At 47.3% G+C, this 21,294-nt stretch carries 18 protein-coding genes; all 18 read left to right on the top strand.

Annotation, left to right across the window (positions count from 1 at the left end; all coding sequences use genetic code 11):
* Nucleotides 1-531 (top strand): GLPGLI family protein (locus tag A3GG_RS0106360; protein WP_018358477.1); only part of this gene is annotated, 531 nt, incomplete at its 5' end.
* 143 nt (nt 532-674) lie between these two features.
* Complete coding sequence (locus A3GG_RS0106365; protein ID WP_018358478.1) at nt 675-917, top strand: hypothetical protein; 243 nt, start codon at nt 675-677, stop codon at nt 915-917.
* Nucleotides 918-979: 62 nt separating this feature from the next.
* Nucleotides 980-1,813: a GLPGLI family protein gene (locus A3GG_RS12005; RefSeq protein WP_169333154.1), complete on the top strand. Its 834-nt coding sequence runs from the start codon at nt 980-982 to the stop codon at nt 1,811-1,813.
* Nucleotides 1,814-1,816: 3 nt separating this feature from the next.
* Nucleotides 1,817-4,435 (top strand): peptidase associated/transthyretin-like domain-containing protein, encoded by a 2,619-nt coding sequence (locus tag A3GG_RS0106375; protein WP_018358480.1) that lies wholly within the window; start codon nt 1,817-1,819, stop codon nt 4,433-4,435.
* A 105-nt stretch (nt 4,436-4,540) separates the two neighbouring features.
* Nucleotides 4,541-5,923, top strand: a complete 1,383-nt coding sequence (locus A3GG_RS12010) for a PSP1 domain-containing protein (protein ID WP_018358481.1) — start codon at nt 4,541-4,543, stop codon at nt 5,921-5,923.
* 2 nt (nt 5,924-5,925) lie between these two features.
* A complete protein-coding gene (locus tag A3GG_RS0106385) occupies nt 5,926-6,396 on the top strand; it encodes a gliding motility lipoprotein GldH family protein (protein WP_018358482.1) in 471 nt (156 codons plus the stop codon).
* A gap of 12 nt (nt 6,397-6,408) precedes the next feature.
* Nucleotides 6,409-7,908, top strand: coding sequence for a polysaccharide biosynthesis protein (locus A3GG_RS0106390; RefSeq protein ID WP_018358483.1), 1,500 nt, complete (start codon nt 6,409-6,411; stop codon nt 7,906-7,908).
* Nucleotides 7,905-8,789 carry an O-fucosyltransferase family protein gene (locus A3GG_RS0106395; protein ID WP_018358484.1) on the top strand — a complete coding sequence of 295 codons (885 nt, stop codon included), beginning with the start codon at nt 7,905-7,907 and terminating at the stop codon, nt 8,787-8,789. The genes A3GG_RS0106390 and A3GG_RS0106395 overlap by 4 nt, the downstream gene beginning before the upstream one ends.
* A gap of 574 nt (nt 8,790-9,363) precedes the next feature.
* Entirely contained in the window at nt 9,364-11,529 is a 2,166-nt protein-coding gene (ppk1, locus tag A3GG_RS12015; protein ID WP_051074819.1) for a polyphosphate kinase 1, read from the top strand.
* A gap of 27 nt (nt 11,530-11,556) precedes the next feature.
* A complete protein-coding gene (locus A3GG_RS0106405; protein ID WP_018358486.1) occupies nt 11,557-12,177 on the top strand; it encodes a riboflavin synthase in 621 nt (206 codons plus the stop codon).
* Nucleotides 12,174-12,725, top strand: a complete 552-nt coding sequence (locus A3GG_RS0106410; protein WP_018358487.1) for a nitroreductase family protein — start codon at nt 12,174-12,176, stop codon at nt 12,723-12,725. Before A3GG_RS0106405 ends, A3GG_RS0106410 begins: the two co-directional genes overlap by 4 nt.
* 6 nt (nt 12,726-12,731) lie before the next feature.
* Complete coding sequence (gene hisS / locus A3GG_RS0106415; RefSeq protein ID WP_018358488.1) at nt 12,732-14,090, top strand: histidine--tRNA ligase; 1,359 nt, start codon at nt 12,732-12,734, stop codon at nt 14,088-14,090.
* 2 nt (nt 14,091-14,092) lie between these two features.
* Nucleotides 14,093-14,848 (top strand): acyl-[acyl-carrier-protein] thioesterase, encoded by a 756-nt coding sequence (locus A3GG_RS0106420; RefSeq protein WP_018358489.1) that lies wholly within the window; start codon nt 14,093-14,095, stop codon nt 14,846-14,848.
* A 4-nt stretch (nt 14,849-14,852) separates the two neighbouring features.
* Nucleotides 14,853-15,080: a hypothetical protein gene (locus A3GG_RS0106425; RefSeq protein ID WP_018358490.1), complete on the top strand. Its 228-nt coding sequence runs from the start codon at nt 14,853-14,855 to the stop codon at nt 15,078-15,080.
* The gene (locus A3GG_RS0106430) at nt 15,073-15,528 is read left to right on the top strand and encodes a nucleoside deaminase (protein WP_018358491.1); all 456 of its coding nucleotides are present in this window, start codon (nt 15,073-15,075) and stop codon (nt 15,526-15,528) included. Before A3GG_RS0106425 ends, A3GG_RS0106430 begins: the two co-directional genes overlap by 8 nt.
* A 144-nt stretch (nt 15,529-15,672) precedes the next feature.
* Nucleotides 15,673-18,060, top strand: a complete 2,388-nt coding sequence (locus tag A3GG_RS0106435; protein ID WP_018358492.1) for a transglycosylase domain-containing protein — start codon at nt 15,673-15,675, stop codon at nt 18,058-18,060.
* Between the two features lie 45 nt (nt 18,061-18,105).
* Complete coding sequence (ppdK, locus tag A3GG_RS0106440; protein WP_018358493.1) at nt 18,106-20,841, top strand: pyruvate, phosphate dikinase; 2,736 nt, start codon at nt 18,106-18,108, stop codon at nt 20,839-20,841.
* Between the two features lie 263 nt (nt 20,842-21,104).
* On the top strand, nt 21,105-21,294 hold a 190-nt coding region (locus A3GG_RS0106445; RefSeq protein ID WP_018358494.1), incomplete at its 3' end, for a transposase.

Below are 21,294 nucleotides of genomic sequence, written 5' to 3' on the forward strand. Positions count from 1 at the left end.
AGAAGTCTGGATTTTAGAGGGGATGTTCGGTGGGTTCTTTATACTAATTATCCTATCGGGAAGCGCAGCATTACGGATAGGGTCTTTATGGATCGTTTCCTGACGGAGGAGAAAGACGTACCCCCTGAGTGGCAGTTGGTAGATGAGCAAAAGGAGATAGCCGGTCGTCTTTGCTCCAAAGCGACGACTACACTCTATGGAAGAAAGTGGGTGGTATGGTACTCTGAGAAAGAGAGTCGTCCGGATGGCCCTTGGCTATTGAGAGGACTTCCAGGAGTGGTCGTACTTGCTGAAGATAGCACAGGGGACTTCTCTTTTGAGCTCTATAAGATAGAGCACCGTTCTACACCTATATTGTATGGTGTGAGGGACTACTTCAAAGCCAGCAGAAATGATGTGCTCAAGGCGATGAAGAGGTACTATGACAATATGGCGCAGTATGTTGCCGCAACCGCTGCAGGACAGCAGACATCGGATTTGCCTAAGACAGATCCTATAAACTACAACCCTCTTCGTAAAATCAAAGAGTAGTTAGGATACTTTTAATACGTGAAAATAGACTAGAGTTTATTTTGTATTATGAACTTGTTGAGAGAATAAAATAAATTTGTANATTGCCATCGCAAGTTCGATACTTGCATGTTTGTTTAATCTTTTAATTTCATATTTTTGTTATGAAGATAAAAAAGAGAAAAGTGTTTGGCACGTTTGCGCTTTTAATTATTGGGACAGGGGTCGCTCTAGCGTCCGCGGGCTATCAGACTTCATGTGGCAAGCGTGTTATGGGTCCAGATATGGAGTTCTTTGAGACTCCCTATGAATGGATGGAATTTGTGCGTGAATTAAATGATATCCATTGTGGGGTACATGATATTGAGGGCGTATGGGATGGAGAGCCATACATCATAGTTGAATGATGATGTATAACAAACCTTTAGTAGTGTCTTCGGGCGCTACTAAAGGTCATTTTGTTTTTAGTATGGTAAAAAAAATAGTTGTTGGTCTCTTATTCCTGATTGTTATCGGGCTTCCTACTAATGCTCAGAAAAGAGTAATGTTTGAGAGAGTTAGCCAAATTGATACTTCCAAACTCATCTACCACTATATTTATACATTTAATGACAAGGGAAAGGAGGAGAAGGCGCGGATGGTGCTACAAGTTGGGGATAAGATTCAACGCTTCTCTTCTATGGAGAATTATTTGACTGACTCACTTGCGCTTGCATTTAATAATGAGCCACAAGATAAAAAAATCATAATGACCAAAATGAATGAGAATATTCGTAAGGTGGATTTTAGAGGGGATGTTCGGTGGGTACTTTACACTAATTATCCTACTGGGAAGCGTAGCATTACGGATAGGGTCTTTATGGATCGTTTTCTGACTGAGGAGGAAGAGGTACTCCCTGAGTGGCAGTTGGTGGATGAGCAAAAGGAGATAACCGGTTGTCTTTGCTCCAAAGCGACGACTACCCTCTATGGAAGAAAGTGGGTGGTATGGTACTCTGAGAAAGAAAGCCGTCCGGATGGTCCTTGGCTATTGAAGGGTCTTCCTGGGGTAGTAGTCCGCGCAGAGGATAGTACTAGGAACTTCTCCTTTGAACTCTATAGGATAGAATGGCGTTCTGTTCCAATATTATTCAGAGATAAAGACTACCTCAAAGCCAGTAGAAATGATGTGCTCAAGGCAATGAAAAGATTTTATGACAATCGTGCCCAGTATGTTGCTGCTACAGCTGTTGGCAAACAGATGTCAGACTTGCCTAAGACAGATCCTATAAACTACACCCCTCTCCGTAAAATCAAAGAGTAGGTAATGCGGCTTGAGTCCATTCTAATTCTCTTGTACTGGTTCTTGTGCTGTCCTGTAATATATGCCCAAGAGCCTGTGGCTGTGGTGTATAGTGGGCTGGTATTGGATGCCAAGAGCAATGAACCGGTTAGTAATGCTATCGTGCTCCTCCTGTCGGAGCGTGGAAGTTCGGACGGGAAGCAGGATCGTATAGCTTTTGGAAGCACAGCTAATGATGGGAGGTACAGTATCCGTGTGTCTGGTAAGAAGCGCCCCAACCTATTGGAGGTGCGTCTCATGGGTTATAAAAATCAGCGCATAAGTCTTGGTGTTACGACAGGAGAACAGCCTATCTATCTAGAGCCTGATAGCGAGGAGCTGCCAGAGGTGGTCGTGCTCGGAACTCCCATTGTCTCCCGAGGAGATACTGTCACTTACCGAGCATCTGCCTTTATCACCAGTAACACTTACTCGGCAGAAGACTTGATGAAACGGCTCCCAGGGGTTAGTGTGGATTCGCGGGGAATAATAAGCTACATGGGGGATCCGATAAGTGGTGTCTATATAGAGGGTTTGGATCTGGTTGCTAATAATTACCAGACTGCAACACGTATCATAAAGGCGGAAGATATTTCAGCTATCGATGTCATGGAGCGCTTTCAGAAGAAGAAAGTACTCAGGGGAGTGGAAGAGGGCGATGGCACTATGCTTAATATCCGACTCAAGAATAACACAATGCTGACACCCTCGGGCGAGGTGATGGTCGGTGGAGGTGTATTGGAAGAGCAAGGGTTGGTGCATAGCTTAGGGGCTAATACGCTTTTGGTAAATAAGCGAACGCAGATACTCGGAGCCGGTATATGGGATACGTCTACGGCGCAGGATAGTGAGTCTATCGGTATCAAGAAGAGTGTCTCCAGTACTTCTGCACGTGCTTTTGGCGGGAATGCCCTTACGTCGTATAGTGATAAATCTCAGGCACTTTCCCAAGTAGATATATTGGGTACACTAAATCAGATTCTCGTACTGAAGGAAGATGTAACTCTCAAGTACAATATTGGCTATGGCTTCAAGAGTACATCTGGTAGACGGGGAAAGGAGAGTTTCCTAGCTGATAAGGGGGACTACCTACACTTTACAGAGGAGCGCACAAATCGCATTGAGGGTCATCTTGCACGTGCTCAGCTCAATTATACCGAGAACTCTACCCAACGGTATCTAATGAATACCCTGACAGTCGAAGGGGATTGGGCGCAGGGTACGCATAATCTATTCAGAGGAGAGGAGATTCTAGAGGAGGCAAGGGCAAACGAGTATAGACTCGACAATAACTTCAGCCTCGCAAGTCGACAAGGGGGTAACACCACGACCCTAGAGGGGCGAGTGAGCTACAGGAAGCTCCCTCGGCTCATCTTTGAAGTCCCAAGAGGTAGGTATGCTTATCGCCAACATATCTATGGCAGTGATTTGAACTCCTATACCAGAGCCAGCTATGGGTGGGGCTTGGGTGGTCTATATAGTATTTGGGGAACGGTAGAGCTAGACGGTCGTCTGGAAGATATCGGACTCGTTTCTGGGACAAAGGCAGAGGGAAGGAGTGTAGACGGTGGTAGGTTACAGGTGAGTAGCGCCCCAACACTTAGTTATAATGCTCCTCACCTCAAGTGGTCTATAAGTGTGCCCCTGCAATTCAATTATCTCTTTTATCGGTTTCAGGATATTACCTATACCCCGCAAAGCATAAGGCGAGGTGTCCTTAGCCCCGGTGTGTTGGCAAAGCTGAGCTATCGTCCCTCGCCCCTTTGGTATTTATCTTGGAATGGGAGGTATACCCGAAACAATCTCTCGGAGATTACCGATTATCTATTAGGGAGTTATCGCACATCGTTCGACCAAGTCAACACTCGGGCAGAGGTTGTCGAACCGGAGCGTAATACCCTAAGTGCCGCTCTGAATATTGAATATAGGCAAGCCATAAGAGCCATATTTGGGCGCCTGAGACTATCTGCTATTCGGACTATAGATAATAAAATAGTGTCACGGACACTAGAGGGGACGGCAAAGTTGTCTGCCCAAGTAGCAGGTAAGCAGATGAGAGACTTTATCGGCGGAGAGGTATATCTATCTAAGCAGTTTGCTGCCCTCAAGAGCGTGGTCTCTATCTCTGCCGATTACGCCTATACTTCCTATCCAATGATTATAGCAGGGCAACTCAATAAGCTATCGTCTCAGAGTATGGGTGGTCGTTTGGAATTCATCAGCAGCCCTCTATCCTGGCTGGAGCTTTCTATATCTGTTTCACGAAGGGAAGACCTCAATAGGAGTAGTTTTGGAGCATTCAATCTTGGAGAGTGGAAGGTAAAAGGTGGAGTAACTTGTTCGTTCTTCGAGAGGTGGTCGACGGGAATATCGGGTGACTATACTGCTGTGTCTGAAGCTGGTATTAACCGCAACCAATCTTTCGCACTACTTATGGGAACTATTACCTATCGCTACAAGCGCTTAAGGGTTGAGCTTAAGGGGGATAACCTACTCAATACCCAAGCAATATATCAATCCCTAGTTACAGATGCGGATAGGTATTCCAATTACTTTGTGCTTAGACCTCGGCAGATAATGCTGAGCGGATACCTGAAATTCTAAAGCGAGTGTCAGCACTCTCCTTAGGTGTTTTGGGGAAGGTTATGTATATTTTGAGGTCTCCTGAGAAAAGGGTAACTTTGTGAATATTATACATAGATAAATAGGATGAATTCTCAAGATATAGAAAAGGATTTGGTGGTCAAAAGACATCTAGGCTTCGGGGCGCGCTCTAGCTGTGCCTGCTCTAAAGCTCGGGGGTATGCCACCAATCTAGAAAGCAAACTGAATGTATCGGACTATTTCTGCGATCTCCCTGTTGGTTGCAATGCTTCCGACTTTGTAGAAGTACAGTTCAAGAACACCCGTAAGGGCTATTTCCTCAATAGCCTAAAGCTAGATCTCCACAAAGGGGATATCGTTGCGGTAGAGGCAATGCCGGGGCATGATATTGGGGAGGTGACGTTGACCGGGAAGTTGGTAGAGCTCCAAATGCAAAAGACGCGCTATCGTCACCCCAATGGAGAGCCTCGCCGTGTTTATCGTATTGCCAAGCCTGCCGACTTGGAGAAGTATGAGCAGGTGAAGCAGCTAGAACATCCGACGATGATTGAGAGCCGTAAGATTGCTGAGTCATTGGGTCTAGACATGAAGATTGGCGATGTAGAATACCAAGGCGATGGGCAGAAAGCCATCTTCTACTATATAGCCGAGGGGAGAGTAGACTTCCGACAACTTATTCGTAGACTTGCTGAGGCGTTCCACATCCGTGTGGAGATGAAGCAAATCGGTGTTAGACAAGAGGCGGGAAGAATAGGTGGTCTGGGTCCATGTGGTAGGCAGCTATGTTGCTCTAGCTGGATGACTAGCTTCGTTTCGGTGGGCACCAATGCTGCGAGACTCCAGGATCTCTCACTCAATCCTCAGAAACTCGCAGGTCAGTGCGCTAAGTTGAAGTGTTGCCTTAATTACGAAGTAGATACTTATTATGAGGCTCAGCAACAGATGCCTCATCGCTCTATCGAGCTCCGGACAAGCGCGGGCGACTACCGTTATATGAAAGCCGATATATTGGCAGGGGAGATTACCTACCTCCCCAAGGTACGTGACCGTCGAGAGATAAGCGAACCGATTACCATTACTCGCGATAGGGCACTCGCGATTATTCAGCAAAACAAGCAGGGGATGATACCTTTCAATCTCCAGTTCGATAGCGAGGAGATGATAGACCTTCCCGCTAAAGTGCCTAACGATTTGCTCTCTCAGAGTAGCATGAACCGCTTCGATGAAGAACGAAAAGGCAATAGGCGCAAGAAGAAACAGCGTAACGGCAATAATAATAGTGCCAACAACAATAAAGGCAAGCAAACAGAACCCGTACAGAATAGCCCAGATGCACACAATGAAGAGCTTAAGAGGGCTGCAAGGGAAGGTGCTTCACGTAGGCGTCGCCGACCAAATACCGCAGAGGGTGCTGGGGGAGAGGAGCGAGCTAGAAGGCGTACCAATCCACGGCGAAACCGAAAGGGCGGAGAGCGTTCGGAGGAATAGCCATGGAGGGAAGGCGCACACTACTTCTCACTGTCTTGCTCCTGCTCTTTGGTTGTATCGGTTGCAAAAGAGTGGGGGGCACCTATCAGTACTTCGAGATGATAGAAGATAGAGGATGGTCGTCGGATAAAGAGGTCTTCTTTAGTTCTGCCGAGCTAAAGCCCAATGCCCTTTACAATGTCAGTCTTGTGCTGAGGCTTGATAGGGATATCACTTACCGTACTATCCCAATAGGGATAACCTTCGAGACGCCCAATAGAGAGCTGAAAACGCGAGTGGTACAGGTCCCCATAAACCGAGTAAAAGGGGATAAGAGCGGTTACAATATCTTCGAGCAAAAGACCGTCCTAGAGCAAGGCGTACAATTCCCCAGCCAAGGGGTCTACTCGTATAGCCTGCGGCATCTCTCTACAGACTCCATTATACCAGGAGTGGTAGAGGTGGGGCTCCTAATCGAACCCGCAAGTAGATAAGACGCAGAAGGTATGGGGATAGTTTTTCGACAGAGCTTTAAGGGGACTATTATTAATCTTATAGGGGTCGGGATTGGCTTTATCACTACTTTCTTTGTCGTGACTGAGCTCCTTACCCCTGAGGAGATTGGTCTCACCAGAGTGCTTGTCGAAGCGGCGACTCTGGTGGGTGGCTATGCCCTATTGGCTACCAATAGCTCAGCCATACGCTATTACCCCTATTTCCGTACTACGGACGGCAAAGATGGCGGTTTCCTTAGGCTCTTACTCATTATCCCTTTGATTGGGATCCTTATCTTTGGAGCTCTTTATCTATTTTTACGGGCACCATTGGTGCACTTCTTTGCACCTAAGAGCGGAGGGGTAGATCTCTTCCAGAACTACTACTATGTAGTACTTCCGCTCATGCTCTTCATTACCTACCAAACCGTGCTCGAGGTCTACTGTAGCCTCCGGCAAAGGATAGCTATCCCCAAACTGAGCCGAGAGGTTATTCTTAGGCTCCTTCTTCTATTTGCCTATCTCGTATATGGGTTTGGCATGTTGGACTTTCGGGGTTTTATCGCCATCTTCGTGCTCTCCTATGGGGTGATGATGGGGGTTACCCTCCTGTATAGTTTCAGAATAGCCCCAAATGCCTTAGGCGCCCCAATCGTAATACCAGAGGGAAAGGTCCAACGCGACTTTCGAAATTATACCCTCTTTACAGTGCTCAGTGCCATGGGCAGTAGCATAGTACAGCGGCTGGATCTATTTATGGTCTCCTCCGAATTGGGCATGGCATCTGCGGGCGTCTATACCATCGCATTCTTTATTGTGGCGGTGGTGGAGATGCCATCACGTTCGCTCAGCGCTATGTCTGCTCCTCTCGCCTCCGCCGCTATCCACAGTGGAGATTACCGTGAAGTCAACCGCATATTCCGAGAGGTGTCAAATAACCAACTCCTGATAGGTTCAGCCCTATTACTGCTTATCTGGATCAATGTAGGGACTATATTCTGGGTCATTCCCAATAGCGCAGTCTATATCCAGGGGAAGTGGGTTATCTTCTTCCTCGGTCTAGGAAAGCTGGTCGATTTATCCTTCAGCTTTGGCAATGCTATACTCCGATACAGCAAGTATTATTTCTGGACACTTGCCTATACTATCATTGTGATGGTCGTCACCATTCTCCTAAATCTCTATTTCATAGAGTACTGGGGAATAACTGGTGCAGCCATAGCTACGATGATTACTTTCGTTATTAGTTACACTTTCCAGCAATTGGTGCTGTGGCGTAAGATGCAAGTTACCCCCGTAAATTGGCAGATGGTAAGGATTATAGTTCCCTACGGCTTACTTCTGGGAGTAGACTATTTGTTGCCCCACTGGGGGCATCCTATCCTCGATAGTATGTGGAGGACGGGAGTAATTGGTATATTTGGCTGGCTAATGATGCGGCGTGAGGAGACTTTCCGACGACTCATGAGCCAAATAGGAGATTCAGTCACAAGGATAATCAGAAAGCTATGAGTAAAGATGGGACAAAGGAGGAGGTAAGAAAAGGGATTACGTTATTGCCTTTGGGTGGGATAGCCTGCCGCATCCGCACTATTTCTTCGATGATTCATATCGCTAGGGAGTACAATCGCCCGCTAGAGATACTTTGGCGTACCGATGATTATATGCCGGTCTCTACAGATCGTCTCTTTACGCTGAAGCCTGGTCTTATCTCCGATAATGTGACCATGCGGCCAATGGGATGGACAGATGCCCTTCTGAATACTCCGCCTATGCCCTGCAACTTCTTCCTGAGTTTCCCCTTTGTCGCACTTGGCTACGATAAAGTACTTGGCCCTAAGCGTGTCGAATATATGATAGCGCATGAGCGGGCAGAGCTAGATGACCTATTCAGAGATACAGAAAAGTCTATACTCATTGCTACAGGCGATGGACTGGGACGATTCCTAGGCATGTACGACATATTGGAAGCGACAGTGGAGGTCAATAATGTACTTCTCTCGAGCATGGCTAGTTGGGAACGCCGAATGGTAGGGGTGCATATCAATCGTCGGATCAATCCGCAGACCACTTACAGCGAAAGCCCAATAGAGCTATTTATCCGCCGTATGCAAGAAATGATAGAGGCAGATAATGAGATCTCTTTCTTTATCGCTACCACCTCCAAAGACGAACGTGAGCGTCTTGCCACAATATTCCACGAACGCGTCTTCGTGCCTCATAGCGTAGCTGATCCGCACACCGTAAAGGGCGTGATACAATCTTTCGGAGAGCTCTTAGCCCTCTCGCACACAGAGCGAATCCTCACCACGCCTGGAAGTAATTATGCCAAAGTGGCATCGGAGATAGGTGGTCTCCCACTCGAAACGCTCAGTATATACTCCTCAAAATAAGGATTCCTAATGTGGTGTCCAAAGGGTGTGCTGAAGGTGACCTTTGGCACTCTGTGGTGTGCCATAATCCTAAGTACGAGGTGCTAAGACAGAGACGAAGTGGTCGTACCCACTTACGTGACCGATGCCGAATAACGAATGCAATATTGAAGTTTAGACTTTATACCTCCTCTATTGCTGCCTATCCGATAACCCAACAATACTAACCCCTTGACCTGCCTCTACTGACTAGTTGACCATTTAATATATACTAATTGACTAATTTAATATATATCAAATTGGTCAATTAGTATATATTAATCTAGTCGTTTAGTATATATCAAATGGTCATGTCTGACAGGTCTCCGTATCAGGCTAGATCGCGAGCTGGTTTGGTTGAGATGTAAATGGAGGTGATAGGGGGTGTATTGATGGGTAAAGTACAGTGGGTAATAGTTTGATTGATGGCGGATTATCAGGGTTGGAAGGTGATAATGTAGTGCGGAGATTGATTGTGCTTATTCTTTTCTAATGTATGCCAAATAATTGGTAAATTTGTGGACAATGGATTGAGCATATCCGAGGTTACATGGGGATGAGATATTTTGATCGAGATATTAGTTGGCTTGCTTTTAATAAACGGGTGTTGATGGAGGCACTCGATAAGAGCGTACCTATATACGAGAGGATTAGCTTCCTCTCCATCTTCTCTTCCAATCTCGAGGAGTTTTATCAGGTGCGTGTCGCAAGGGATAGAGCAGTTATCTCTCGGGAGAAAAGTGGGGGAGATAAAGATAAGACGGATCAAAAACGGGCTGACCTCAGAGAGCTAACCGACGAGGTAAAGCGGCAAGAGGAGCTCTTTCGCTATGCTTGGGAAGATGTAATGGTATCTGACCTGCGTGAGGTAGGAGTGGAGGTATTCACTGATGCCACGGAGTTCAAAGGGGAGGTACGGACATTCGTTGATCGTTACTTCGATGAGGAGGTGTTCCCCTTTCTGCAGCCAGTGCTCTTGAGTCCCGACTTGGTGAAGGTGTTTATAAGAGATAAGCGTATCTACCTATGTATACATCTCCGTCGACTTGCGGATAGAGCTAGGAGGTTGTATGTGATCAAGCTACCCTTTACCAAGGTGCCTCGGTTTATCTCGTTGCCTAAGCATAAGGGGCATTATGCTTACACCTTTGTTGATGAGGTCGTTCGAGCTAATCTTGAGAAAATATTCCCAGGCTTCGAGGTATTGGGGTCGTATAGTTTCAAGGTATCTCGAGATGCGGACCTAGAAATAGAAGAAGGGGGACAGCATTTGGCAAAGAACCTAGAGGAGATTATTGCCAAGCGCAAGACAGGTGCGGTGACACGCTTTCAGTTTGACGATATGATGCCGGCGGTGGTGCTCGATCAGCTGAAAGAGAGTATAGGACTCAAGCCAGAGGATCTCCTCCCCGCACGCAGGCACCTGCAGTTGCAAGACTTGAGGAGCTTGCCTAATCCGCTGGGCAAAGCGTATGAACAGACTTATCCTAGCCCGATTCCGCATTATCGGTGGGACTTAGCGGAAAGCAAAATAGACCATCTGCTGAGCCAAGATGAAGCCATTTATGTGCCTTACACTAGCTTCGACTACTTGCTCGATACCCTTCGAGCGGCTTGTACAGACCCTAGGGTTAAGGGTATAAAGCTAACTCAGTACCGTGTGGCTGAGGACTCAGAGGTGATAGATGTGCTGATTCGGGCAGCGAGTAGCGGCAAAGAGGTGACCGTATTTGTGGAGCTCAAAGCTCGCTTTGATGAGGAGAACAATCTGCAGACTGCCCAGCGCATGACCCGCCATGGTGTGAAGATTATCTATTCATTGCCGGGGCTTAAGGTGCATGCCAAGACCTGTCTGATAGAGTTTCACTCTGAGACCGTTCCGGGTAGGTGTGGTATCGCTTGTTTTAGTACAGGCAACTTCAATGAGAAGACGGCTAAGATTTACTCAGATGTGATGGTATTCACGAGTAATCCTGATCTCGCGAGCGAACTCGGTGAGTTGTTTAAGCTCCTCGAACGAGGTAAGACGGAGTATCCCTTCAAGAGATTGCTTGTGGCGAGCTATGGTATGGCTGAGCATATCCATGAGTTGATAGAGTATGAGATAGCTGAGGCAAGAGCAGAGCGAGTAGGAAGGATCATCCTGAAGATGAATTCGCTCGAGGAGAAAGGGGTTATAGACCACCTCTACAAGGCGTCGGAAGCCGGAGTGAAGATAGACCTACTGGTTCGAGGTATCTGTAGGGTGGTGCCTAATCAACCTTTTAGCAAGAATATTAGGGTAATTAGGCTACTGGATATCTACTTGGAGCATGCTCGTATTTGGTATTTCCATCACGGAGGAGCGCAATTGTACTTCATCGCCTCTGCCGACTGGATGACCCGTAATCTCTACCGTCGGATAGAGTGTGGTGCTCCAGTATTGGAGCCAAAGATAAAAGAGTCGCTCGGTGAGGTACTGGAGCTTTGTCTGAGCGATAATGTGAAAGCAACCTATGTAGACGAGAACCTCGAGAATGTCCCTAAGCATGATGGAGGCAAGCCTATTAGGACACAGAAAGAGATGTATGCCGTGGTAGAGCGATATAATCGGCTTCCGCCTTTTGGGGATAAGTCTCTAAGTAAAGAGCTGAGTGCTGACCAAGTGGTTGTGCCACGTATGGGGCGGGAGCCAAGGACTAAGCAGTCGTGGCTCGGGAAGATGATATTTAGGAAGAAATAAAAAGATAGATAGAATAAGTTAGACAAGATGTTTTCAGGAATTGTTGAGACGACAGCTAAGGTACTGAGAGTAGTCCGTGAGGAGGGCACAGAGAATGTGCACTTGACTCTTACTGCACCATTTGTGGATGAACTAAAGATAGATCAGAGTGTAGCACACAATGGCGTATGCCTTACTGTTGTAGCTATCGACTTGCAAGAGCAGAGCTACACAGTAACTGCGATATTGGAGACTTTGGAGCGCTCTAACCTAGGCGACCTTAAGGAAGGCGACCTAGTGAATCTTGAGCGCAGTGTGCAGATCAATGGAAGACTTGATGGGCATATTGTGCAAGGACATGTAGATACCACCGGAACTTGTACCGAGGTGCGTGAGGCGGATGGTAGCCACTACTTCCATATAGAGTACAATGTGCCTAAGGAGATGGCACTGAGAGGTTATATGACAGTGGAGAAGGGTTCGGTATGTGTCAATGGGGTGAGCCTTACGGTGGTCAATTCTACCCCTCATAGTTTCGAAGTAGCCATTATCCCATTCACTATTGAGCATACTAACTTTAAGGAATTGACCGTTGGCAAGAGGGTGAACCTAGAGTTTGATATCATAGGGAAGTACTTGTCAAGGATTATTGAGATAGAGAAGCAGTGACGCTGAAGGAACTGGTAGAGGCTAGGCAGAGCGACCGGAAATATGATCCCTCCCGTACTATAGAACGGGAGGTGATAGAGCGAATACTCGAGTGCGCCAGATTGGCTCCCTCGGGGACTAATTCTCAGCCTTGGCACTTCGTAGTAGTGGATGAGCCTGAGCTGCGAGATAAGGTGGCTTCGGCGGTGTCATCTACACTACTGGGTGGGATGAATAAGTTTGCCTACTCTGCACCAGTGCTGATAGTAATGGTGGAGGAACCTGCCAATGTGGAGGGGAAAGCCGGGAGTATTTTGCTCCGTAGGCACCTTCCAGCTTACGACCTCGGTATTGCCGCGAGCTATATTACGCTAGCAGCGACGGAGGAGGGGCTGGGGAGCTGTATTATGGGTTGGCTAAACCAGCGTAAGCTAAGGAAGATTTTGGGAGTGCCTAAGCGTAAGAATATCCCGCTGGTGATAGCTCTAGGGTACTCTCTGCAAGAGAAAAGAGATAAGAAACGTAAGCCAATAGAGGAGATACGTTCGTACAATAGTTACAAGGAATAATAGATTATGGCACAAAAGCCTTCGATACCTAAGGGTACGCGCGACTTTTCGCCCGAGGAGATGGCGAAGCGCAATTATATATTTGATACCATTAAGAGTGTGTACCGTACATACGGGTTTATGGAGATAGAAACTCCTGCTATGGAGAACCTCTCGACCCTTACGGGTAAGTACGGAGATGAGGGCGATAAGTTGCTCTTCCGTATCCTTAATAGTGGGGATAGCCTTAAGGACTTTAAGCGAGAGGAGCTATTGACAATCGATGCCAATGAGTTTGCAGCTCGTGCGTGCGATAGAGGGCTTAGGTATGACCTTACTGTGCCTTTTGCGCGCTATGTGGTTCAGCACCGAAATGAGATAACATTTCCATTCCGTAGGTTCCAAATTCAACCCGTATGGCGTGCCGATAGACCTCAGAAGGGAAGGTATCGTGAATTCTTCCAGTGCGATGCCGACGTGATTGGCTCAGACTCTCTTTTGCACGAAGTAGAGCTGACCCGTATTATTGATACCGTATTCCATAAGTTAGGTGTATCGGTGACTATTCACCTGAATAATCGTAAGCTCCTAACGGCTATTGGCGAAACGCTCGGGATAGAGAATATTATTGACTTGACGGTTGCTATCGATAAGCTGGATAAGATTGGTTGGGACGGTGTGCAGGGAGAGTTGCTCTCGAAGGGCATCGCCCAGGAAGCTATTGATAGGCTCTATCCTATCCTAACCTTTGTGGGTAGTAATGAGGAGAAACTCGAGAAGATGGGTGAACTCTTTGAGGGCTCTGTAGTGGGTAAGAAGGGGATAGAGGAATTGAGCTATATCTTCGATATGCTTCGCCTATCACCTTTACATAACAAGGTGTTGCTAGATCTGTCGCTGGCACGTGGGTTGGACTACTACACCGGTACAATATTCGAGGTAAAGGCCAATGATGTACAGATAGGGAGTATCACTGGTGGTGGTCGTTACGACAATCTTACTGGGGTATTCGGCTTGGATGGCGTTAGTGGTGTGGGTATTTCGTTTGGTGCTGATCGTATTTTTGATGTGCTCAATCAGCTGGAGCTATATCCTAAGGAGGCAACCACTGGTACCCGTTTGATGTTTGTGAACTTCGGGGATCGCGAGACTAGGTATATCTTGCCCCTTCTCTCCGAGATTCGTGAGGCAGGTATTTCTGCCGAGCTATATCCCGAGGATGCTAAGCTGAAGAAGCAGATGAGCTATGCCAATGCTCTGTCTATTCCTTACGTTGCTTTCGTCGGTGCAGAGGAGGTGGATAGTAAGACCATTACGCTCAAGGATATGGAGAGCGGAGAACAAATGGCACTTACTCTTGAGCAATTGATTCAGAGACTCCTGTAGTTATGCGACGGGTAGACGGGCATAAACTTACGATTGAACTAGAACTGTGGCCTTTCCATCTGGATCTGAGGGAGCGTTACCCTCTGAGCCAGGTGGTGAGCCGTATGATACATGTTGCGGGAGAGCACGCTACACACTTCGGCTACGGTATAGGTCAGCTTATGGAACAAGGCGCTACGTGGGTGCTGAGCCGTATGAGTATCCAGTTTTTTCAACCGATCTCTATCCAAGAACCACTAGAGATATCTACGGGAGTGACGGATTGGTCGGGTATCTCTACGGATAGGGTAATCACTCTCTCCCAAGGAAGAGGTCTTGTAGCTAGCTCTATGACCAAGTGGATTGCTATTGATATCAAGAAGCGGATGCCGATCTCAATAGATAAGGTACTGACGGATACATCCGTGAGAACTGCGTACCCAGGACTCGAACTTCCAGAAGTGCCTCGGCGTCTACTTGGGAGAGAGGAGACAGCTCTGCTCAAGACTATCTATGTGCATAAGGTAAGGTACTCGGATCTAGACCTGAATAGGCACGTGAATAGCTCTGTGTGGGTATCGCTGGCGGTAGACGCTTTGCCACTTGAGCGGATTCTACAGTATCGCATGACCGATGTGCACTTGCGCTTTGTGAAGGAAGGGCACTATGGCGATCAACTGTACGTGCGGCACTATTCGGAAGGCTTGACCGATTACTTACAGATAGAGCATGACGAGACAACTTGTTTCCAATTGGTAATACATTGGGTTAAGGAGTAGATGTATGGCAAAGAAGGTACGCAATAAGCTGGATGTAATACAGGACAAACGGACGGAAAAGGTGACTGTACTCTTTTCTGAAGAGGAGTGTAAGATGCTCAATTACTATGTGAAGAAGTATAAGCATCGTAGTCGTTCTGCCTTTGTCCGCCGTCTCGTGATGACTCATGTGGTAGGTGAGCTCAATGCCAATTATCCTACTCTTTTTGACCAAAATATATCAGATGATTGATAGCCCTATTTCTCCATTTACGGATGAGTATTTTATGCAGCAGGCACTGCAGGAGGCGCTCCTCGCCTATGAGGCAAACGAGGTGCCCATAGGTGCTGTGGTGGTAGTCAATGATACGATAATCGGTAGAGGACACAACCTCACTGAGAGTCTGCAAGATGTAACTGCCCATGCCGAGATGATGGCGATCACTGCTGCTCAGAATCAATTAGGGTGCAAGGTCCTTCCCGATTGTACGCTTTATGTGACGGTAGAGCCATGTATCATGTGTGCGGGAGCACTCCGCCATGCTCGGGTTAGTAGAGTGGTATGGGGTGCTTCGGAGCCTAAGATGGGATTTACTCAGTTTGCCGATAATATACTGCATAGGACTACGGAGGTTACCCCTGGAATAATGGTGGAAGAGTGCGCACAGTTGATGCGTAACTTCTTTGCACACAGGAGATAGGTGACCTAGACTACAGTAATGCCGTTCCCGATGATGGGCAAAATAAGGGAAAAATAGTATCTTTGTACACTAGGAGGGCATCGGAGTGCAATTTGCGGAACTGTTTGATAGCTAGTAGCTGAATAAAGCGAACATAAGAGATATATGAAGAGAGGGGTAAGATGGTTTGTCCGTCTGTTATGGACTCTATTTGGAGTCGGAGTGGCGGTAGTAGTATTGTTATTCGTATTGATTGCTAATGGGGTAATAGGCTACATGCCACTCATTGAGGAGCTACAAAACCCAATTGATAAGTACGCTACTCAGTTGATATCTGAGGATAATGTGGTAATGGGCTCCTTCGCTCTGAAGGGGAATAATCGTATCTATACCACTTACGAGGATTTGTCTCCCGCCTTGGTCAATGCACTTATTGCTACAGAGGATAAGCGCTTTACGGAGCACTCAGGCATAGATCTTAGAGGACTATTCCGAGTGTTCTTCCGTACCGTACTCATGGGGCAGAAGGATGCAGGGGGCGGTAGTACTATTACCCAGCAGCTGGCTAAGCAGCTCTATTCCCCTACGGCTAAGAATATCGTAGAGCGTGCAATGCAGAAACCAATAGAGTGGGTGATAGCTGCGAAACTAGAGCGTTTCTACTCCAAGGAAGAGATAATTACCCTTTACCTCAATAAGTTTGACTTCCTATATCAAGCGGTAGGGATTGACTCCGCTGCCAAGACTTATTTCAATAAGTTGCCCAAGGAGTTGACTACCGAAGAGGCTGCGCTACTTGTGGGGATGTGTAAAAACCCATCCTACTTCAATCCTGTCCGATACCCTGAGCGCACCAAGGGAAGACGTGATGTGGTACTTTCCCTAATGATGGAGCAGGGTTATATTACTCGGGATGAGATGGTGGCTCTGCAGGCTAATGCTATTGAGCTAAACTTTAAGCGCCAAAGCCATAGAGCAGGTATCGCACCCTACTTTAGGGAGTACCTGCGCAAGATAATGATGGCAGAGAAGCCAGATCGCAGCAATTATAGAGATTGGCAGGAGCAAGAGTACGAGCACGATGTACAGCAGTGGGAGAATAATCCCCTTTATGGTTGGTGCAATAAGAATAAGAAGGCAAACGGCGAACCTTATAACATCTATACAGATGGTCTAAAGGTGTATACCACCATTAATTCTCGTATGCAGGAGCATGCCGAGGCAGCGATGATTGAGCACCTTGCTGGCGATATTCAGATCGCCTTCGACCGTGAGAAGAAGGGCAGAGACTACGCTCCATTCTCCAAAGATATCAGTTCTGATGAGCGCAGAAATATCATCACCCGAGATATTAAGAATAGTGATCGTTACCGCCTACAAAAGGCGTCTGGTATCAACGAGTCTGAGATCATGAAGAGCTTCGACGAGCCTACGGAAATGTCCGTATTCGCCTATGGAAAGGAGGATGGCAAGTATGTGACTATCTTGCGAGATACAGTAATGACGCCTCGCGATTCTATCCTCTACCACAAGCGCTTCTTAAGGTCTGGCTTTATGGCAATGGATAGCAGCACAGGTTATGTGCGTGCTTATGTTGGTGGTACAGACTATAGTACGTTCCAGTATGATATGGCTACGCAAGGTAGGCGTCAGGTGGGGTCTACTATGAAACCTTACCTCTACTCTATGGCTATGAGCGAGGGCTTTACCCCTTGTGATCAGATGCTCCATGTGCAGCCTCATATCCGACTTGCTACGGGAGAGATATGGTCTCCTAAGAATGCGGGAGCTAGCCGAGTAGGGGATATGGTATCTATCAATTGGGGACTACAGAACTCCTCCAACTGGGTTACCGCTTGGCTGATGAGCCAAATGTCTCCCGTTACCTTTGTAGACCTGTTGCACTCCTTCGGCGTTACAGGAGACCTCGACCCTACACCGGCAATTAGTTTGGGTAGCCCCGACATCACTGTGGAAGAGATGGTGTCTGGATTTAGCACTTTTGCCAATGCCGGTATGCGTGCTGTGCCTATATATGTGACTAGAATCGAGGATCAATACGGAAATGTTGTCGCTGAGTTCCTTCCCGATATCCGAGAGGTTCTGTCGGCCGATGCTACCTATAAGACCCTCCACATGCTACGAAATGTGATGAATGGGGGTACTGGTAGCCGTGTCCGTAACCGATACAATGTCAACGCCGATATGGGGGGTAAGACAGGAACTAGTCAGAACCACTCCGATGGTTGGTTTATGGGCTTCACTCCACGTATCAGCACAGGGTGCTGGGTTGGGGGTGAAGATAGATCCATCCACTTCGATGGTATTCGCCTAGGGCAGGGAGCCAATATGGCTTTGCCTATCGTGGCGAAGTTCTTCCAAAAAGTATATGCTGATAAAGCCCTTCAGAAGCGAGCCGAGGAGCTGGGTGTTAGTCCAGAGCTTAAGTTCGTGATACCTGAAGAATATGCTGACCCTTGTAGAAGCAAGGATGGTGGGCTAATGCCTTTTGAGCCCATAGTAGAGGAGGGTATAGACCCTCTCTTTGAGTGATGCAAATTGTTTATATATAAACTATATTAATTATCTGAGTAAAAGATGTCAAAGAAAAGAGTTTACTTCTTCGGTAATGGAGCCGCAGAGGGAAAGGCAGACATGAGAATGTTGCTGGGTGGTAAGGGTGCCAACCTTGCCGAGATGAACCTGATTGGCGTACCAGTGCCTCCAGGCTTTACTATCACCACCGAAGTGTGTAAGGAGTATTACGAGCTAGATCGTGATATCCTTCGCAAGGAGATTTTCCAAGAGGCAGAGGCACACATTGCCAAGATGGAAGAACTAACAGGCACCAAGTTTGGTGATAGCAAGAACCCACTACTCGTATCAGTTCGCTCAGGTGCTCCTGCATCTATGCCTGGTATGATGGATACCATCCTCAACCTTGGTCTAAACGATGAGGCTGTACAAGGTCTAGCTACCTGTAGTGGCAATGAGCGTTTCGCTTGGGACTCTTATCGTCGTTTTGTCCAGATGTATGGCGACGTAGTACTCGGTATGAAGCCACTTGATAAGAAGGAGATTGACCCCTTCGAGAAGATTATCGAGGAGGTAAAGCATGAGAAGGGCGTGACCATGGATAACGACCTTACCGTAGAGGATCTCAAGGAGCTTGTAAAGCGCTTCCGTGCAGCAGTAAAGGAGCAGACAGGTAAGGACTTCCCTGTTGATGCATACGACCAGCTATGGGGTGCTATTGGTGCTGTATTCGGTTCTTGGATGAATGAGCGCGCGATCATCTACCGCCGTATGGAGAATATCCCTGAGGAGTGGGGTACCGCTGTCAATGTACAAGCCATGGTGTTCGGCAACATGGGCAATAATTCAGCCACTGGTGTTTGCTTCTCTCGTAACGCAGCTACCGGAGAAAACCTTTTCAATGGCGAGTATCTTATCAATGCTCAAGGTGAGGACGTAGTGGCTGGTATCCGCACACCACAGGAGATTACTAAGGAGGGTTCACATCGTTGGGCTAAGCTTGCTGGTGTCACCGAGGAGTATCGTGCTACTGAGATGCCATCTCTTGAGGAGTCTATGCCTGAGATGTATAAGGAGCTATTCGATATTCAGCACAAGCTCGAGAACCACTATCGTGACATGCAGGATATGGAGTTCACTATCCAGAATGGTAAGCTATGGTTCCTCCAGACTCGTAATGGTAAGCGTACTGGTAAGGCAATGGTAAAGATTGCTATGGATATGCTACAGGAGGGTTTGATCACAGAGGAGCAGGCTATCCTTCGTGTTGATCCTAACAAGCTAGACGAGCTACTCCATCCAGTATTTGATAAGGTAGCTGAGGCAAAGGCAGTAGAAATTGCTCGTGGTCTACCAGCATCTCCAGGCGCAGCTTCTGGTAAGATCTGCTTCTTCGCTGAGGATGCAGCTCGCATGCACAATGAGCATGGTGACAAGGTAATACTCGTGCGCAACGAAACCTCTCCTGAGGATCTTGCAGGTATGCAGGTAGCTGAGGGAATCCTAACCGCTAAGGGTGGTATGACTAGCCACGCAGCTGTAGTAGCACGTGGTATGGGTAAGTGTTGTGTGTCCGGAGCAGGTGCACTAGAGATTGATTACAAGGCAGGTACCATGACTGTAGATGGTCGTGTGTACAAGGAGGGTGACTTTATCTCTATCAATGGTTCTACTGGTCTTATCTACGAGGGTCAGGTACCAACTAAGGCAGCTGTACTTGATGAGGACTTCCAGAAGCTCATGGATCTGTCAGACAAGCATGCTCGCCTCACCGTACGTACCAATGCCGATACCCCACACGATGCAGAAGTAGCACTCAGCTTCGGCGCAACTGGTATTGGTCTCTGCCGTACTGAGCACATGTTCTTTGAGGGCTCAAAGATCAAGGCAATGCGTAAGATGATTCTTGCACAAGATACTGAAGGTCGTGAAGCCGCTCTCGAGGAGCTACTTCCACTACAGAAGCAAGACTTCCTTGGTATATTCCGTGCTATGAATGGTCACCCTGTTACCGTTCGTCTACTCGACCCACCTCTGCATGAGTTCCTACCACAGGATCAGAAGGGTCAAGAGGAGATGGCAGCAGAGCTAGGTATTTCTGCAGCACAGGTGTCAGCCCGTGTCAATGGTCTTCATGAGGTGAACCCAATGCTTGGTCACCGTGGTTGCCGTCTGGGTAACACCTATCCTGAGATCACTGTGATGCAGACCCGTGCTATCCTCGGTGCTGCAATAGAGCTAAGTAGGGAAGGCATCAAGGTAATGCCAGAGATTATGGTGCCACTCGTAGGTACTGTAAGAGAGCTCGAACTACAGCGTGAGGTTATCGATGAGACTGCCAAGAAGCTCTTCGCAGAGGAAGGTGTATCTGTAGACTACAAGGTAGGTACCATGATTGAGATTCCACGTGCTACCCTTATCGCTGATAAGATCGCAGAGCATGCAGAGTTCTTCAGCTTCGGTACTAATGACCTTACTCAGATGACCTTCGGTTACTCTCGTGACGATATCAATGGCTTCCTTCCTGAGTACCTCAAGAAGAAGATTCTTCACGTAGACCCATTCCAGGTACTCGACCAAGAGGGAGTAGGTCAGCTTGTAGAGCATGGTACTAAGCTTGGACGCTCTACCAATTCTACCCTCAAGGTAGGTATTTGCGGTGAGCATGGTGGTGAGCCAAGTAGCGTGAAGTTCTGCCACAGAGTAGGTCTTAACTATGTTTCTTGCTCTCCATTCCGTGTGCCAATCGCACGCCTAGCTGCAGCACAGGCTGCAATCGAGGAGAAGGTGGGTAAGTAATTATTGCTGTCCGGTAAAAGTTAGAAATGACTTTTTGAAGGTCAGATATCAGAGTAATATCGGGGGTTTGCTTTTCAAATTAAAAAAGCAAGCCCCCCTCTTGTTATAGGTTGGGGAACAGAGGGTATTGGGGTGGCAAATTTGCCCGTTCTGCCATGATTATAATACTCCCCAAAAACTAGACAACTCCAAAAGTGGTAGATTTGAGAGTTGAGATGGAATTAATTGTCATTTTCCGATGAAAAGAAGAAAAAGAGAAGTTTATGGGACGAAGAAGTAAATACAGTTCAATCTTTAAGGCACAAGTTGCTTTAGCCGGCTTGAGGGGCGATGAGACGATGCAGAGTTTAGCGAAGCGATACGAAGTGAGCCCGAGCAAGATTACAGAATGGATGCGAGAACTTGAGGAGAAAGCAGCACAGGCTTTTGAAAAGCCTTCTGATAGCACCAAAG

This window comes from Porphyromonas levii DSM 23370, assembly GCF_000379925.1.
Lineage (GTDB): Bacteria > Bacteroidota > Bacteroidia > Bacteroidales > Porphyromonadaceae > Porphyromonas_A > Porphyromonas_A levii.